This window comes from Micromonospora sp. M71_S20 (assembly GCF_003664255.1).
In the GTDB taxonomy this organism is placed as follows: domain Bacteria; phylum Actinomycetota; class Actinomycetes; order Mycobacteriales; family Micromonosporaceae; genus Micromonospora.
Window position 1 is genome coordinate 858,972 of sequence record NZ_RCCV01000003.1, and the last position, 17,096, is coordinate 876,067.

The window sequence follows — 17,096 nt, forward strand, 5'->3', positions numbered from 1 at the left end:
CGGACGACAGAGGTATGGTGTCACGGCCCGCCAGCCCGAAAGCCACTCGCCTCCGGCGTGTCGTGCCGTCTCGCGGTTCGAGCGGAACTGACGATGGCGGTGGATCCCTCGCGCGAGAGGGCGGTGCGTGGTTCGTCCGCCAGCAACCGGTCGCGGGACCCGCGCCACAGTGCCGCTCACAGGCGGACGATCTGACCCACGCGCGGCGGCGTCCGGCCGGCGAGCACCTCCAGCCAGGCGCGCTCCAGGGCGGCGGGCCCGGATCCGGTGCGGACGTCGAGCCATCCGCCCACGACGCCGGTGAACCGTTGCCAGGCGTCCGTGAACCGCTGGTCGAGCCCGTCGCGGCCCCAGTCCTGGCGGCGCTTGCGCATCTGCACCGGGGCGAAGAACACCTCTCCGGCGGCGTCGGCGTTCGGGATCTGGGTGGTGAGCCCGACCGCGACGTCCCGCACGAGCCGGTCGCCGAGGTGCTCCCGCAGGGCCGCGCGGGTGGCGGGCGCGCCGGACAGGTCGAGATACGCGGTCGGTACGGCGTCGAGGGCGTGGATGTCGTCGTAGGAGACGACGTCGTCGTAGCACCCGAGTGACCGGGTGAACGCGAGGTTGCCGGGTGAGGTGAGCCCGACCAGGCGCGGGCCCCGGCCGTGCAGCTCGAAGGCGGCGGCGTACGCGGTCTTGCTCGATGCCGACGACAGCACCAGCGACCGCGCCCCGTAGAAGTCGTTGTCGACGACATGGTCGGCCAGCATGAAGGAGGTGAAGAACAACGGCCGGAACAGGACCAGCAGGTCCTCCTGGTCTTCCCGGTACGCCGGGTCGCCGGTGGTCGCCCGGTACACGTTGTACGGCGAGGGCAGGTCGGCCCGGTGTGCGCTCGCGTCGCGGAATCCGGAAGCGTCCACCCGGTCCGGCCGCACCAGCAGGTGACCCGCCGGCGGGAGGTAGCCGTAGACCCGCTGCCCCGCCGCGACCCCCTCGACCGTCGACTCGACCACCTCGGCGAAGCCCCACAGCGGCGGAAGTCCCCACTGCGGGCCGAGCCCACGGGGGCCGGGCGGGAAGAACTCCCAGTACCGCATCGAGTCGCCGAGCACCGCGTAGGTGACGTTGTTGGCGGTGAGGCCGACGCGGTCCACCCGCAACAGTGCCTCGCCGTCGGCGAGGGTGGGCGTCGTGCCTTCGACGAGGGTGGTCCGGCTCAGGTCGTCACGGGCCACGGCGAAGCTCCAGGAAGCAGGCATGATGCGACGCTAAGCAGCCCCGGAGTCCGAGACAAGTGCACTGCGAGTGCAAAATCCCACTCGCGGTCCGGTTGACGGAGCCACCACCCGGAGCCGGCGGCAGCGACGGCGGTGGATCGCGCCGCGTGCAGCTCGGCCCGAATGGGGGTGACCGGATCGCCGAGCCTCGCGGAGGGGCTCAGCGGTGCCAGCGGAGGGGACCGGGGCGCACGGACCAGAGGAGGCGCCGCCACCAGGGGCGGGCGGCGCGCAGCGCGGCGACGTAGTCGCCGGCCGTCGTGGCGGCCCGCGCCGCCTGCTCCGTCGTGGCGGTGGCAGGGGCGAACGCCGTCTGGTTGAGCAGCCCCGCCAGCTCCTCGACGTCCGCCCCGAAGGGGAGGACGGCACGGGCGTGGGCGGCGACCTCGGAGGCGGAGAGGTCCCCACCGACCGGGTGACCGGCCAGCCGCAGCGCGTCGGTGACCTCCCGCCAGGCGCCGGCGATCCGCTGGCCGGGGTCGCCCCGTTCCAGCCGCGCCCGGGTCAGTGCCCGGCGCATCAGCAGCAGGGCGAGCAGCGCGGCCACGACCAGCAGCAGCACGCCGCCCGTCCCGCCGCCGACCAGCAGCGCCGTCGACGGTCCGCCGGAGTCGGCCGGCCTGCCCGGTGCGGCCACCGGCTCCGGCGACGGGGTCGGCTCGACCGTCGGCTCCGGCACCTCCGACGGGGGCGGATCCTCCGGGGCGGGCCGGAAGTCCTCCTCCACCGGGCGGGGCTCCTCGTCGGGCCGGGGCAGCGGATCGAACGGCACCCAGCCCAGCCCTTCGAAGAGCACCTCCGGCCAGGCGTACGCGTCGCCGGCTCGGACCGGGCCGTCGCCGGCGGCGCGGAAGCCCACCACCACCCGGGTCGGCAGCCCCGTCAGCCGGCCCAGCACGGCGAACGCCGCCGCGAACTGCTCGGAGGTGCCCCGCTGGCCGCCGGCGTTGCGGGGCCCGAAGAGGAAGAAGTTCAGGTTCGGGTACGCGTGCCCGCTCGGCGCGTCCGCGACGAGGCGGTAGTGCTCGGCGAGGAACTGCTCCACGGCGGCGGCCCGCGCGTACGGGGCCCCGTTGGACTCGGCGAGCTGGGCGGCGAGCCGGCGCAACGGGTCCGGCACCCCGTCGGCGACCCGCAGCACCCGGGCCACCTCCTCGCCGGCCGGCACGTCCGCCGTGCCGAGCAGGTTGGCGTCCGGCGTCTCCAGCGCCGACGTCACGCTGTAGCGCAGCCCCGGGGTCAGGCCCTCCGGGCGGATCAGCGTCCCGGTCGTCGGGTCGTACGCCACCCGCGCGCCGGTGACCTCGCGCGGGGTGGCGACGGCGGGCAGCAGCCGGCCGCTCAGTCCGGCGACGGTGATCTCCTGCCGTACCGTCTCCACGGTGCTGTCGGGGGCCGGCGCCGTGGCGGGCAGGATCCGCCCCGCGTTGCGGTACGTGGCGCCGACCCGCCAGGTCACCCCGTCGTAGTCGCTGAGCACCGCCAGCCGGATCGGCACCGGTCGTGCGGCGGGGCCCGGCCCGGGGGCGGTCCCCGGCTGCTCGGCCGGCACGGGATCCGGCGGGCCCGACCGTCGCGTACGCACGTCGAGCAGCTGCTGTCCCGGGTTCAGCGCCCAGCCGGAGATCCGGATGAGCGGGTTCTCGTCGAGGGTCTCCACCTGCGGCGGCTCGACGTACCGCCGAGGGTCCACCGGCCGGCCGTCGACCTGGCCGGCGAGCAGCGGACCGAGCAGCGTGACCAGCCCGACCACCACCGCGAGGCCGGCGGCGGAGGCGGCGGCGAGCCGGGCCCGGACGGCGGCGCGGACCGCCGGCGCCAGGCCGGCGGCCGGGTCGACGCCGGCCGTGGCCCGGCCGCCCGCCGGCACCGCGAGGCCGAGCACCGCCACGGCCACGAGGGCCAGCGTCGGCCCGATCGCGGGATCGGCGTTCGGGCCGACCACGTAGAGCGCGGCGGCGTAGAGCAGCACCGGCGGCAGGTAGCCGAGCAGCACCCGGCCCGCCCGCATCGCCACCTCCGCCCCGGCGAGGCCGGCCAGCCACGCGGCGACCAGCGGCACCAGCACCGTGTCGGGGGTCGGCTCCACGGGGATCATCGCCGTCAGCAGCCGGGGGATGCCGTTCGCAGCGGCGTCCGCGGTCACCTGGGCCAGACCGCCGGGCAGTTCGGCGCGGGCCGCGGTGAGGCGCAGCGACCAGGCCGTCCAGCCGGCCATCGCGAGCACCGACACGGGTGCGACCAACCACGAGGGCAGCCGGCGGGCGGCCACGCTGACCAGTACCGAGCCCACCGCCGCCCCGAGCACCAGCCGGGTCAGCAGCGGGCCGGCGTAGACCCGGCCGAGCACCTCGCCGGCCAGGCCGATCATCGCGATCAGTGCCAGCGGCACCGGGACCGCCCGCAGCGCCCGTCCCAGCCAAGCAATCCGGCCGCCCTCGGCGCGGCCACGGCCGTCACCACCGCCGGCCCTGGTCGGGCCGGTGGTCGCCGTCGTACCGCCCCCGTCGGCCAACCTCCCCGGCGCGTCGTCGGGCGCGCCGCCGGGCACCGTCACCACCTGCGCACCCCGTCCCACTCGGCGGCGAACGCCGCCCCGTCCGCGGCGTCGATCACCACCAGGCCGGCCGCGCCCGACGGTGCCGGCTCCGTCGCCCCGAAGACCCCCACCACCACCGACGGGTACGCGGCCCGCAGCGCGCCCACCGTCCCCAGATCGTCGCGGCCCCCCGGCCCGGTGAGGAAGACCAGCGTGTCGCCGAGCCGCTCCCGCCGCAGCCGGGTGGTGGCGGGCTGAAGGTCGCCCTCGTCGGCGAGTTCCGCCGCCGCGAGCCGGTCCAGCGGCCCGTGCGCCGCCGCGTCGTCGCCGGCCGCCGCGTCGCCGCCCGCCGGCTCCGGCGCGACCAGCAGCAGCACCACCGGCAGACCCTCGCGGTACGCGGCGACCAGCACCGAGGCGGCGGCCTCGCACGCCGACTCGAACGACTCGGCCACCCCGTCGAGGCGCTGCGGGTGGGCGGCCGTCCGGTTGTCCAGCAGCAGCACGATCCGGGGCAGGCTGGTGTCCACGTTCTCCCGCACCATCAGCTCGCCCACCCGGGCGCTGGTACGCCAGTGCACCCGGCGCAGCTCGTCACCGACCACGTACTCGCGCAGCGAGTCGAAGGTGATCGACCCGTGTGGCACCTTGTCCACCCGGCCGTCCAGGCTGCGCCCCGCCCCCGTGGGCACCGCGTTCAGCGGGTGCACGCGCGGGTGCACCCAGACCGGCACCGTGCCGCCGTACGGGCGGGCCAGCGCCACCAGGCCCAGGGGGTCGCGCCGGGTCACCCGCAGCGGCCCCACCGGCACCACGCCCCGGCGGGCGGTCGGCACCTCGTAGCGGACCGTGGTGTCACGGCCCGGTCGCAGCCGCAGCAGCGGCACCGGGACCACCCGGTCGCCGCACCGGTCCTCGGCCACCAGGCTCGCCGCCCGCAGCCGCCCCGCGTTGCGCACCGTCAGGGTCATGGTGGCCGGCTCGCCCCGCGCCACCCGGTCCGGGTCGGCGCTACGGGTCACCTCCAGGCGGGGCCGCCACGCCGCGCTCAGCACGGCGTAGCCCACGGCGAAGCCGGCCGCCGCCCCGAGCAGCGCCAGCTCCGGGTACGCGAAGCGGAAGCCGGCGACGAGCAGCACGACGGCGGCGACGAGCAGCCCGACACACCGGGCGGTGAACGCGGACACCGGCGTCGCCGGTCAGCCCTGGACCGGGGCCGGCTGGCCCGAGGGGAGCGGCACCGGGACCGAGGCGACCGCCTGGCGCAGCACCTCGGCGGCGGTCACCCCGCGCACCTGCGCGTCGGGGGTGAGCAGCAGCCGGTGTGCGAAGACCGGCTCGGCCAGGGTCTTCAGGTCCTCCGGCATGATCCAGCCGCGCCCGTCGATCAGCGCGTACGCGCACGCCGCCCTGGTCAGCGCGATCACGCCCCGGGGACTGACCCCGACGCGCACCTGCGGGTGGGTGCGGGTGGCTGCGGCCAGCCGCACCGCGTACGCGTAGAGCGGCTCGGCGATGTGCACCCGGCGGGCCATGCGGACCATCTCCCCGACGGTGGCCGTGTCGGTGACCGCGGTCAGCGCCTCCGGGGAGCGGACCGTCGCCCCCCGCAGCACCTCCACCTCGACCGCCTCGTCGGGATAGCCGACGGAGAGCTTCACCAGGAACCGGTCGAGCTGGGCCTCGGGCAGCCGGTACGTGCCGTCCATCTCCACCGGGTTCTGGGTGGCCACCACCAGGAACGGCTGCGGCACCGGGTGCCGGACCCCGTCGACGGTGACGGTGCGCTCCTCCATCACCTCCAGCAGCGCCGACTGGGTCTTCGGCGACGCCCGGTTGATCTCGTCGGCGATGACGATGTTGGCGAACACCGGCCCCGGGTGGAACTCGAAGCCCCGGGTGGCCTGGTTGAAGATCGTCACCCCGGACACGTCGGAGGGGAGCAGGTCGGGGGTGAACTGGATGCGCCGCCATTGCCCCTTCACGGTCGCCGCGATGGCCCGGGCCAGGGTGGTCTTGCCGACCCCCGGCACGTCCTCCAACAGCACGTGCCCCTGGGCGAAGAGGGCGGTCAGCGCCAGCCGGACCACCTGCGGCTTGCCCAGCACCACCGCGTTGACGTTCTCGGCCAGCCGGGCGGCGAGGGCGGCGAAGCCCTGCACCTCCGGCTGGGTGAGCGGTTCTGGGGTGTTCACGGGCGGTGGTGCTCCTTGCCTGGGTGGGTCAGCAGGTGGGCAGGACCTTGATGTCGTCGCCGCCCTCCAGGTTGAGCCAGGCCCAGGGGATGTAGGTGCGTCCCTTGTAGTCGACCTGCACCCACCAGGTGCTGCGCTTCTCGTTGTTGTAGATGTAGGCGTAGACCTCTTCGCCCTGCTTCTTGCAGTAGGCCTTGAGCCGGGTGCCGTTCGCGACCCAGCCGGCCTGCTGGTCGTCGTCCTGCCGGGTGACCCTGAAGATCTCGTTGCCGTTGCGCTCCCCGGGGATCTCCCGGGTGCAGTAGCGGGCCTCCTCGCCGGAGGAGCCGTTGCGGCAGGTCGCGATCCCGTAGAGGGCGCCCGTGGCCTGGGCGCGGGTGGCGGTGCCCTTGCCGGCGGCGTTGCTCGCCGTCACGGTGAAGGTGTACTTCGTGCCGGGGGTCAGGCCCGTCATCGTGATGCTGGAGCAGTTCCCGGGCTTCGCCGGCTCGCCGTTCGTGCTCAGCGCGCAGGTCGCCCTGCCGCCGCCGGCGTCCACGGTGAACGTCACCGTCGCCGAGGCGGCGTTGGCCGAGGAGCCGGTCACGGTGACGCGGGGCTCGGCCACCGTGCGGGCCGTGGTGGTGGCCTCCGGGCCGGGGCCGGCCTCGTTGACCGCCCGCACCTTCACGGTGACGTTCTGGCCGTTGCCCAGCCCGTCCAAAGTGGCCCGGGTGTCGGTCACCTCGCTGCTGCGCCCGCCCACGTCCACGAGGTACTTCGTCACCGGCCGGCCGTTCGCCGCCGCCGGGGACCACTGCACCGCGACGGCGCCCGGCCGATCCGCCACCGTGGTCGACCGAAGCTCGGTCGGCCGCTCCGGCGGCGCGTACGGCACGACGGTGTTGCTCACCGGCGAGGCCGCCGAGCCGGCGCCCCGGTCGTTGACCGCCACCACCGTGAACGCGTACTGCGTGCCGTACTCCAGTTCGCCCGCCGGCACCACCAGCTCGGTCCTGCGGGACTCGCCGGCCGGGGCGTTGGTGCCCGCCGACGTGGCCGTGACCACGTACTTCGCGATCGTGTTGCCCTGCCCGTTGGCGGCCGGCCACTTCACCAGCACCGTGCCGTCCGGGCGCTCCTGGGCGGTGACGGCGGCCGGCGGGTCCGGCACGGCGGCCGTGGGCGTCACGGGGTTGCTGGTACGCGCGGGACCGTCGCCCTTCGCGTTGACCGCGTGCACCGAGAACCGGTACGTCTCGCCGTTGGTCAGGCCCTTGATCTCGACCGCCCGCTGGTTGGCGCCCACCTGCACGCGCTGGCCCGCGCCCTGCACCACGTACCGGACGATCTCCGCCCCGTTGGCCGGCGCCGGGCGCCAGCTCACCCGGGCCTGCGCGTTGCCGGCGGCGGCGGTGACACCGCGCGGGGCGCCCGGCTTGCCCACCTCGGGCTTCTTCGGCGGGGGCGGCGGCGGGGGAGCCGGTGGCGGGTCGCCGCCGAGCACGTCGTTGGCGTACTTGTCGACCTCGCGGACCTGGTGCTTGTCGTCCACCACCTGGGCGGTGGCCGAGTCGGGGGCGTTGATGAACAGGTGGTTCTCCCGCACCTCCAGCTCCAGCGGCCCGGTGCCCCGGCCCCGGATGGTGTCGACGAGCTGCCCGCCGGAGTCGAAGACGTAGACGGTGCCGGACGCCTCGTCGGCGCAGTAGTAGCGGCCGGCCCACGCCACGGCCGGGCTGAGCTTGTCGCCCGCGCCCGGCACGGTGAACGCCCGCACCGCGCCTGCGTCGTCGACCACGTGCACCCGCCGCTCGCCGGGCACCGTCACGGGCACGTCCGGCCCGCTGGTGCGCGCCGGCAGCGCGCCCGGCGCGGTCATCGTCAGCGGCGTGGTCCGCACCTCGCCGCGCTGCACGGTCACCAGGGCGCCGGCGGTGCGGTCGAGCACCGCGACGCCGTCGTCCAGAGTGGAGACGACCAGCTCGTGGCTGGCGTCCGCGACGTCGTACGTCTCGACCTTCTTCGGGCTGAGCCCGGCTCCCGCGGGGGCCGCCGACGCGGGCGCGGAGGGCAGCGGCGCGGCGGTGACCGCCGAGACGGTGCCCTCGCTGGGCACCGCGATCCAGAGGCGTCCCTCGCCGTCGAAGGACCCGCCGGTGATGCCCGGCGGGTAGCGCACCGGCTCGCCGATCGGGGTCAGCGACCGCGGGTCGAGCTGCCGGACGACGCCCTGCACGGCGTCGACGACGAACGCCGCGTCCTCGTGCAGGGCCACGTTGACGCCCAGCCCCGGGGTCGTCCGGGTGGTCGCGGTGATCTGGAGGGTGGCCAGGTCCAGCGAACTGACCTGGCCGGTGTTCAGGTCCCGCAGGACGAGCAGCCGGTCGGTCTGGGTGACCTGCACCGGGTGCCGGCGGGCGCCCGGGACCCCGACCCGGGTGTCGACCCGCGCGGTGATGCCGTTGACGCGGGCCAGCTCGCTGCGCGCGGCGCTCCACAGCCAGGAACTCGCGTCGTGGCTCGCCACCGCGTTGTCCGCCGCGCCGAGGCCGTGGATGGTGAGCCCCATGGCGGCCAGCAGCGCGGCCACCGTCGCGATGGTGACGACCCCGCCCCGCATCCGGCGGGGCCGGCGACGCGGCGGACCGGTGCCGGCGTGCCCGGCGTCATCGATGGTGGCCACTACCGGCTGCCTCCCGTGTCGTCCCTGGCAGGTGGCGCGCCATGTCCGGCGACCCTCCCCTGAGCCGGGTGCCATCATATGGCCGGGTCGGGGGCGTGGGAACCCGCACCGTCCCCCTGTGGACACCGTGCGTGTGCGCCACGCCGCAGTGGACGGTCAGCTCGACGGCGTGTCGCCCTCCCGTTCCGTGCAGACCTGCCCGGACGTGGCGAACGAGTCCGTCGAGTAGACCGCCAGCACGGTGAAGCAGTAGTCCACCCGCGAGTTCAGTCCGTTGACCGTGTAGCTGGTCTGCCCCGGGTCCACCGTGGCCATCACGCCCAGCGCCTGACCGGTCCGGCCGCCGGCCACCATGAACGGCACCCCGCCACCCGCCGGGTCCGTCCAGTTCAGGGTGATCGTCGCCGAGTCGTCCTTCAGCGTCAGCCCGCCCGGCGGCGGGCCGGCCGCCGACGCGGACGGCGCGGCAGCCGACGGCGAGGCGGGTCCCGCCGGCGGCGCCGCGTCGCGGTTGAGCACCAGCACGCCCACGCCGACGAGCGCCACCACGGCCAGGACCGCGACGACCACCGCGACGATGACCGTCGTGCGGTTCCGGCCCCCCTCCTCGGGCTCCGGCATCATCGGGTACGCCGGCGGCGGCGGGAAGGCCGGCGCCTGCTGCTGCGCGGGGTGCTGGGCCGTCGGCCGGGCCCGCACGGGCTGCGCCTTCATCGGGAACGTCTCGTCGATGTCGAGGTACGCCGGCGGCAGGTCGTCGACCTTCTCCCGCTCCGGCTCCGCCTGCTCCACCTCCTCCCGTTCCCGTTCCCACTCGGCCCGTTCCAGCTCCTCCTCGATGTCCGGCTGGTCGGTGTCGGCGTCGGTCGTCGCTCCCGTGAGCGCCTGTGGGGGAGCCGTGCTGCTCCACGGCGGCGCGGACATGCTCCACGGCGGCGCGCTCACCGGCGGCTGGCCCCCGGGCGGCGCGCTCACCGGCGGTTGAACCCCGGGCGGCGCGCTGAACGGCTGCGGAAGAGCGGGCGGCGCGCTGACCGGCGGTGGCATCACCGACGGTGGGGGCGGGATCGGCGGTAAGGGGGGAACCGGCGGCGTACTGACACCCCGCGGCGGTGCGCTGACGGGTGGGCTGCTCGTCGGGTACGCGGGCGGTGCGCTGACCGGGGGCGTCGGTGGCGCGCTGACCGGCGGTGCGCTGACCGGCGGTGCACTCGGCGGCGCGCTGACCGGCGGCGCGCTGACCGGGGCGGCGTGCGTCGCTGCCGGTGACATATCGGGCGGCGGCGTCTCGGACGATCGGGCGGGGCTGACCGGAGCATCCGGTGCGGCGGGAGTGCCGGCGGCGCGAGCGATCTCCTCGGCGAGCAGCGGCTCGATCTGCTTGACCTGGATGGTCGGCTTGGCCCAACCGGGTGCCGGGCCGGCCGGACGCTCCGGCGCCTCCGACGCCGGGGCGGTCGCCTCCGGCGCCGACGCGCGCGGGGCCTCGCCGACGGACTCGGCCAGCGGCGAGGACGGGACGTCAGGCGCGGCAGGCTCGGCATCCGGCGTACGGGGTCGGGGTGACGCGGCGCTGGTCGTACCCGTGCTGGAGGGTGGTTCGGCGGCGGGCCCCGCGGTCGTTCCGGGCGGCGTGGTGCTCGACGGCGACGCGGCTTCGGACGCCGCCGTCCCGGCCGACGCGCCGACGGTCGGGGACGCCTCGTCGGCGGCCCGGTGTCGCGGCGCAACGGCGGGTCCCGTCGGGGACACCGCAGTCCCTGCCTGCACGGGCGGCTCCGCGCCGGCCGGCGGAGGAACGGGCGGCTTCGGCGCGGCCGGCACGGATGGGGCGGGCGGCTCCGGCGCGGTGACGACGGGGGCGGCGGCCGCGTGGCGCAGGGGCGGCGGGACGGGTGGCGTCGCGGCAGGCGGAGACGACACCGGGGCCGGCGGCTGCGCCGTCCTTGGGGCCGGAACGACCGAGGCCACCCCGGCCGCCGCCGGCGGAGCGGGGCGCGGCGCAGGTGTGGCGGGACCCGGCGTCGCCGGCGGATGGGCCGGTCCGGGAGGAGGCGCCCAGGGAGACCGCGGCGCCGCCGGTGCGGGGCGTTGCGCCGGGACGACCGGGGGCGGCGGCACGGGCACCGACGGCACCTGAGGGTGCGCCGGGGCGGCGGTGGACGCCGACGGCACGACCGGGGGCGGCGGGATGGGCACCGCCGGGGCGTACGGCGGCTGCGCCGGGGACGGCACGGCCGGAGGCGGGGGTACGGCGGCACGGGCCGGCCCCGGTGGCGTGGGCACGACCGGCGGCGGCGGGATCCGCTGCGGCGGGGTGGCGTACGGGGTCGCTTGTCCCCGCCCGGGGGCATACGGTGTCTGCGGCGGGGGCGGCACGTGCGGTGGCGTCGGCGGGGCCCACGCCTGCCGGGGCGGGGCGGACACCACCGGCGGGGGCGGAACCGGGGCACCCTGCGGCGGGGCCGGATACGCCTGCGGCGGCGTGGGCGGCATCTGCGGCGCGTGGCCGCCCGAGCGCGGCGGCTGCGGGCCCGCCGCAGGACGCGGCGCCGGGGCGACGGGAGTGGCCCGTCCCACCCCACGTACGCCCGGAACGGGTGGCGGCGGCGGGATCGGCGGGGTGTGCGGGGCGTGCGGAGACGCCGGTGCGGCCGGCGGGCCGCTCGCGACGTGCGGCGTCGGGTGCGCGGCCGGCGGCTGCGGCGGGCCGACCGCGGCGGGCTCGTGCGGCCGCCAGGTGGTGGAGAGCACCGCCAGCGACATCGTCGGCTCGGAGAGCGCGGACATGTCGGGCCGCGCGGCCGGCGGCGCGGGCTGAGGGGCGGGAGCGGCGTCGCCGAGATACTGCCGTGCCGTGCGTACCGCAGGGTGGTCGACGCCGAGCACGGCGGGCCCGAGGGCGGCGACGCGGGTGTAGTTGCGGCGGGCCTCGTGCCGGTTGCCCAACTCGTCCGCCACCGCGGCCAGCTCGAAGGAGAGCGCCAGCATCAGCGGATCGGACGGTGGCCAGAGGCGCTCGCCGGCGGCGAACGCCTCCTCCAGCACCCGGCGGGCGGCACCCGGGTCGTCCGCCTCCCGGTGCAGGCGGGCCAACAGGTGCGCGGTGCTCAGCACATCCGGGTGGTCCTTGCCGTACGGTGGCCGGGCGGAGCCGACGGCGTCGTTGAGCAGCCGACGGGCGGAATAGAGATCGCCCGCGGCGCGCAGGGCGAGGGCCCGGTGCTGCACGGCGGCCAGGGGAGAGGGATGGGACACATGGCCATGCTGCCGCGTGAGGCCCGTCGGACGCTACCCAGCCCCTCCCGTTTGCCACGGTTCGCCCGGGGCAAGATGCCTTCCGACCTGCGGCGGTCCATCGGCCGGAAGCCGATGTGCATGATCCACCCGGGGCGTGTACAGTAACTCCCCGTGCGGCCCACCAGGGCGGCCGGCGGGTGGAAGGTCACCTCGGTCGACACGGTAGGCTGGACGAGCAGGTCCGGGTGGCGGAATGGCAGACGCGCTAGCTTGAGGTGCTAGTGCCCGTATAGGGCGTGGGGGTTCAAGTCCCCCCTCGGACACGAGTACGTCTCATATGTGCGACGTAGACGTAGCGGTGGTTGAGCATGCTTGACCACCGCAAAATTCTCTCCAGCGCCGCGTCAGGCGCTACTCTCGGTGACCGGCGGGCGGCGAGTCCTTCGTCGCCACGCGGCAGCTCGTCAGTGATCCCCGCCGTTGCCTTGCCCGGTCAGGCGACAGCCAGGCGCGGTGCTCCTGGCTCCCCCGCGACGGTCATGAGACGTCCTCCACTGCCGCTTCCGAGTCTTGCCGTGCCCCGAAGCCGTACAGCTGTCTATGGCGTGGCGACCCTCGATTCGCATGGTCGGATCGCCGACCGGTCGGCGATGAAGGGACTCCAGTGGAGTCCCGGACTGCGACTGCACATCAAGGAGCGCCGTGGGCTGATCGTCGTATCAGCCGATAATCAGGGCGTCTTCAAGGTGACGAAAGAAGGCCACGTCCGCCTGCCGGCAGTGGTCCGTCAATGGTGTGGTCTTGCCGCCGGCGACCGCGTGCTCATCGTGGCTGAACCAGCCAGCGGGCGCCTGGTGGTCCACCCTCCGGGAAAGCTCGACGAGATGATTACCCAGGCTCACGATGCGGTGTTCGGGGGCGAGCATGAGTGATGGCGCGGCTAATAGCGCTGAGTTGGAGGCGGCTCGGCTGCTTCTTGCTCGTATGGGCATCTCGCCTGCTGAATTAGTGGGGACTGGGGTGGCTCGGCCTCCGTCGCCGACCTTTGCCGAGTACGTCCCGGTGGTGGCGGCTGCGGTCACGGCGGGTACGAGGCGTGCCTACGGCTCTTATTGGAAGCGGGTGGTGGAGCACTGGGGGCAGCGGAGACTAGACGAGCCCACACCCTCGGAGATCGAGCGGTTGGCGGAGTACGTCAGGACACACGTTGTGGCTCGGCGGAACGCCCGTGGAGGTCGAAGCGCGGCGGAGCATCTGATTGCCGCTCTGCGTTGTCTCTACAAGAGGGCAGTTGCTGATGGCTTCATCGCGGCGTCGGATAATCCTGCGTTGAAGGTGGCGAAGCCGCGACGTCTGCCGAGCACGCGGCGGGCGGTGGCGGACAGCCGGCTGGCCGAGATCAACGAGGTTGCAGCCAGTACGGGCGACGATCCGGCGCTCGACACGTTGCTTCTGCGGTTGCACACCGAGACGGCGTGTCGGCGCGGTGGCGCGCTGGCGCTTCGGCCGGCCGATCTGGACCCGGATCAATGTCTGATTATGCTGCGCGAGAAGGGGGACTCGATGCGATGGCAACCGGTTTCTCCTACGCTCATGCGGTATCTGCAGCGGCATGCTGAGGAGCGGGGTGCGACGGAGAAGGCTCAACTGCTGCGCTACCGGAATGGGCAGCCCATCACGTACCGACGGTATGATCATCTCTGGGTACGGATCGGCGAGCACCTTCCGTGGGTCTACGTGCAGCAAATCAGCACCCACTGGTTACGTCACACCACCCTGACATGGGTGGAAAGGAACTTCGGCTACGCCATCGCGCGAGCATACGCCGGTCATTCGGAAAGCGGCGGTGATGTTGGTACTACAGCCACTTATGTGCGGGCGACAGTGCAGGAGATCGCCGCAGCCTTGTCGGCGCTTACTAATGAACCGCATCCCTTGAGCTAGCTGTGTGGTGGGACCTGGCCTTGTAGGGCTGGGTCCCATCATGCGACGCGGCGGGGTTGCGGAACCGGAAAAGAGTTTCGATAGCGGTTGTCTGCTTCTCTAGTAGTGGCATGTCCAGAGCGCGCCGTAGCGGATTGCCGAGTGGCCGGTTCATTCAATGAAGCGGCGCAGACCTGCCGCAGTTGGGGAAGGAACAGTAGCCGTTGGCTCCCTGGATGTAGGGGTGGCGCTGGCTGGTGTTCGATGATCCCCGCGCGGTGGGGCGATGTTTGGTGTTTGAATCCGGTCCGATGGTCGGACCAGATCTGTCCGGCTGCCGGACCAGCGCTAGTTCTGTGGTCGAACCAACTAGCATCTGTGGGGGGATTCGAAGGCGGTAGGCAGTCCTTGCTTTCTTGCGACGAGCGTCGTCCACCTTTGGCCTGAATCGCGTGACCCAGCCCGCCTCCTCAAGTTGGTTGAGCCAGACGGCGATTGTGGAGCGTGCCATTCCTGTTGCCCGTTCCAGGTCTGTCAAACTCGGTGAGAACTGCGCCGGGATTACTGCGGTTGAGGTGTCTGTCCACGTTAAGAGTGTGAGGATAAGGTGACGTCCTGAAGGGCTGAGGCGGCATTCAGCGTCTCGAACTGCGCGCTCTACGGCCCATCGCTCTACCATGCGGTTCATCCTTTCCGTCGCCGCGTGCGGTCGTTGGTTCCCTGCTTCCGTCTGGCACCTGAGCCTCGTGACCGTAGTGGTGCGTTCCTGTTCTGGCCAGGCGCGGAGCTGCTTGTGGCGTGGGCCTGGCTGCTCGGCGGCGGCGGTGACCTGTGGTTCCGGTCTTCGCGGGGATGCGGCCACAGTTGGCTGCATCGGTTGGGGGATCGGGCCGGCTGGTAGCTGCGAGGCAGTGGCGGGCAGGCATGGACGTGCTTGACCGCCGCCGGCGGTGGGCGAGGAGCCTGGCTGGCTGGCGTCGAGGCCAGGCTTGTCGACCGGAGTGGGTCTGTCTGGCCCTGCTGGCTGCGGATCGCCTCGCTTACTCGCCCGTGTGTCCGTGCTGGTTTGTGGGCGAGTTGGGTGGAGTCTGGGCCGCTTGCTCCATAGTCAGGATGTTCTGGATGATCGCGGCGATGCCTTCGCGTGCTCCGGGAGACAGCTTCTCGATGGACCGGGTGAGCACCTGGACGTCGGCGCTGCTCTGGGATGAGTCGAGGAAGAAGGCTGGCGAGACTCCGAAAAACTCGGCCAGGGCCGTCAGTGTCGCGGCTGTGGGGTTGTTGTGCTCGTCGCTGCGCAGTCTGCGTAGGGTCTCCGGAGAGATGCGATGACCTCGGGCTTTGAGTGCCTCAGATACCTCGGCGTCCGTGTATGGACCTCGGCCCTTGGGGTGGTGATGGGCGTAGAGGTATCGAAGTCTGTCTCTGATGAGTGCTGGGCCGGAGCCACCTGGTGGGTCCTCGTGCGGTGCCGCCATGACGCCCCAAACTGCGACTAGAGTTGGTTGTACCCCAACTTTATGTGGAAGTTCCACGTCGGCTGTGCTTAACTCTCAGTGCCCGAGCCACACCAAGTTGGCGTAGCGCCAACTTGGTGGGTTGAGGGTAGCGCATCGGTCGGCCTCGCTGGAGGGGATGTGGGGCTCCGATCCGCTTCGTTCGAGGACCGCGAAGCCCTGTGGTGACACGGTCTTCGATGGGCCTGCTCGTGTGGTCGACGTCCAGGTCGTGACAGTAACGGGGGACCGGCCAGCGGCGACGGCGTCTCGTCGCCGCTGGCTAGTGCTGTACGGCGAGCCTTCGGGGGAGGCGGACGTGTCGGATCCATCGACTGGCCGAGCAGGTGACTTCGCCAGCACCGCGACCTCTTCGGAGGTGTCGGACGGCGAACGGGGGAGGTTGGCGGAGCGGGCGACGCCCGCTCCGCCAACCGCACCCCGCCGGTCCACGGCGCACCGCGCCAGTCCGGAGAGCGTTGCGCCCTGGTGGGCACCGGGCGTCAGGCAAGGCCCACGAGAGATTCCGCGCGAGTTCGGCGGCGGCAGCCGGGTCGAGTCGCTGTGGCTGCGTGTGTCGTCGCTGCGCGCGGGCTGTCCCTTGGTGAGCGTGTCGTCGGCGGATGGCGGTGTGGGGCGTTCGACGCTGACGGCGGCGCTCGGTGGGGTGTTGGCGCTGGCAAGTCCCGCGCCGATCGTGGCGGTGGATGCGACCGGACGTGCGTGGGGTGGTTTGGGCCACCGCGTGGTTCGAGGTGGCTCGGCTTCGGCGTGGGACGCCAGCGTTGCGGAGCAGCAGTTGGCTGATCCGCTGGTCGCCGAGGGGCTGATGCAGACGGGGCCGACTGGCCTGCGTGTGCTGGTCGGTGAGAGCAGGATGACGGTGCAGCGGCGTCCTCCCACCTGGTCGGAGATGTTCGGTGTGATCGGCCATCTGCGGTCGGTGTACGCGATGGCGTTGCTGGATCTTCCTGCGGCGGACAACACCCCGACGTGGCGGGCGTTGGGGTGGGCGACCGTGCCGGTGCTGGTGACCCGTGCCACCGTCGATGCCCTGCAGCACACCATGCGGCTGCTGGCTCATCTGAAGGCAGCGGGACTGGGCCAGGTGGCGGAGTCCGCGGTGGTGGTGGTCATGACGACCACCCATTCGACCGCGCGGGAGGTTCGCGCGGTCGAGCACCTCGCGCGGCAGGCGGCGACGCATCTGGTCCGGGTGCCCTTCGACCCGGTGCTCGCGCGTCCCGACCCGCTGGATCCTCGGTCGCTGAGCAAGGCCACGCGAACCGCGTTGACCGAGGTCGCCGCAGCGGTTGTCGACCGCTGCCCTGCTGCCCCTGACCCGCGCGAGGGGGCTCCTGTCGCCTGAGGACGGCGGCTCGTCTACGGGGGAGGAACTGGTTGTGATCGTGAATTGGGTAGCGGCTGTGTTGACGGCGCGGGCGCCTGCGGTGGTGGCGGTGCTCGCGCCCGATCCGACGCCGACGCCGTCCGGCGGGGGGTTCGACTTCGGCCGGATCAGCCCCGACCCGGCGGCGGTCCCGCGCTCGGATCTGTTCTACAAGCTCGCCAACGCGGCGCTGTTTCTCGGCGTGATCTCTGCGGTGGCGGGCCTGGCGGCCGGTGCGATCGCGTTCGGCATCGGACCGATCTTCGGCGCACACATCATCAGCGATCGAGGTAAATCGATGATGTGGAAGGCCGGTCTGGTGGCGATCGTCGTGGGTTCGGCGACGTCGATCATCGCGTTCCTGCTCAGCGAGATCTAGGAGGTGT

The 17,096-nt window shown here is 73.4% G+C and carries 11 protein-coding genes and 1 tRNA gene; 5 read left to right on the forward strand and 7 right to left on the reverse strand.

Going from position 1 to position 17,096, the window contains the following annotated elements; genetic code table 11:
• Positions 1–176: 176 nt before the first annotated feature.
• The 6 genes from DER29_RS29125 to DER29_RS36385 form a co-directional block, all read right to left on the reverse strand.
• On the reverse strand, positions 177–1,244 hold the full coding sequence (locus tag DER29_RS29125; protein WP_121400828.1) for a DUF2855 family protein: 1,068 nt from the start codon (positions 1,242–1,244) through the stop codon (positions 177–179).
• Positions 1,245–1,422: 178 nt separating this feature from the next.
• Complete coding sequence (locus DER29_RS29130; protein WP_370040780.1) at positions 1,423–3,813, reverse strand: transglutaminaseTgpA domain-containing protein; 2,391 nt, start codon at positions 3,811–3,813, stop codon at positions 1,423–1,425.
• A gap of 2 nt (positions 3,814–3,815) precedes the next feature.
• Entirely contained in the window at positions 3,816–4,988 is a 1,173-nt protein-coding gene (locus DER29_RS29135) for a DUF58 domain-containing protein (protein WP_121400829.1), read from the reverse strand.
• A gap of 12 nt (positions 4,989–5,000) precedes the next feature.
• The gene (locus DER29_RS29140) at positions 5,001–5,996 is read right to left on the reverse strand and encodes a MoxR family ATPase (RefSeq protein WP_121400830.1); all 996 of its coding nucleotides are present in this window, start codon (positions 5,994–5,996) and stop codon (positions 5,001–5,003) included.
• Positions 5,997–6,024: 28 nt separating this feature from the next.
• Positions 6,025–8,598 (reverse strand): fibronectin type III domain-containing protein, encoded by a 2,574-nt coding sequence (locus DER29_RS29145; RefSeq protein ID WP_233600230.1) that lies wholly within the window; start codon positions 8,596–8,598, stop codon positions 6,025–6,027.
• Positions 8,599–8,817: 219 nt separating this feature from the next.
• On the reverse strand, positions 8,818–11,919 hold the full coding sequence (locus tag DER29_RS36385; RefSeq protein ID WP_370040752.1) for a tetratricopeptide repeat protein: 3,102 nt from the start codon (positions 11,917–11,919) through the stop codon (positions 8,818–8,820).
• A 221-nt stretch (positions 11,920–12,140) separates the two neighbouring features.
• Here DER29_RS36385 and DER29_RS29160 point away from each other — a divergent pair.
• The 3 genes from DER29_RS29160 to DER29_RS29170 all read left to right on the forward strand — a co-directional run bounded on the left by DER29_RS29160 (position 12,141) and on the right by DER29_RS29170 (position 13,845).
• Positions 12,141–12,224, forward strand: a tRNA-Leu gene (locus tag DER29_RS29160).
• 282 nt (positions 12,225–12,506) lie between these two features.
• Positions 12,507–12,833 carry an AbrB/MazE/SpoVT family DNA-binding domain-containing protein gene (locus tag DER29_RS29165; RefSeq protein WP_233600206.1) on the forward strand — a complete coding sequence of 109 codons (327 nt, stop codon included), beginning with the start codon at positions 12,507–12,509 and terminating at the stop codon, positions 12,831–12,833.
• Positions 12,834–13,236: 403 nt separating this feature from the next.
• Positions 13,237–13,845: a site-specific integrase gene (locus tag DER29_RS29170; RefSeq protein WP_233600231.1), complete on the forward strand. Its 609-nt coding sequence runs from the start codon at positions 13,237–13,239 to the stop codon at positions 13,843–13,845.
• A 1,019-nt stretch (positions 13,846–14,864) separates the two neighbouring features.
• Here the strand turns inward: DER29_RS29170 and DER29_RS36390 are convergent.
• Positions 14,865–15,302: a helix-turn-helix domain-containing protein gene (locus DER29_RS36390; RefSeq protein ID WP_121400832.1), complete on the reverse strand. Its 438-nt coding sequence runs from the start codon at positions 15,300–15,302 to the stop codon at positions 14,865–14,867.
• Between the two features lie 622 nt (positions 15,303–15,924).
• On the opposite strand from DER29_RS36390, the gene DER29_RS29180 reads away from it, so the two are divergent.
• Both DER29_RS29180 and DER29_RS29185 read left to right on the forward strand, forming a co-directional pair.
• On the forward strand, positions 15,925–16,689 hold the full coding sequence (locus DER29_RS29180) for a hypothetical protein (RefSeq protein ID WP_148710116.1): 765 nt from the start codon (positions 15,925–15,927) through the stop codon (positions 16,687–16,689).
• Between the two features lie 34 nt (positions 16,690–16,723).
• Positions 16,724–17,089 (forward strand): hypothetical protein, encoded by a 366-nt coding sequence (locus DER29_RS29185; RefSeq protein WP_233600207.1) that lies wholly within the window; start codon positions 16,724–16,726, stop codon positions 17,087–17,089.
• Positions 17,090–17,096: the final 7 nt, after the last annotated feature.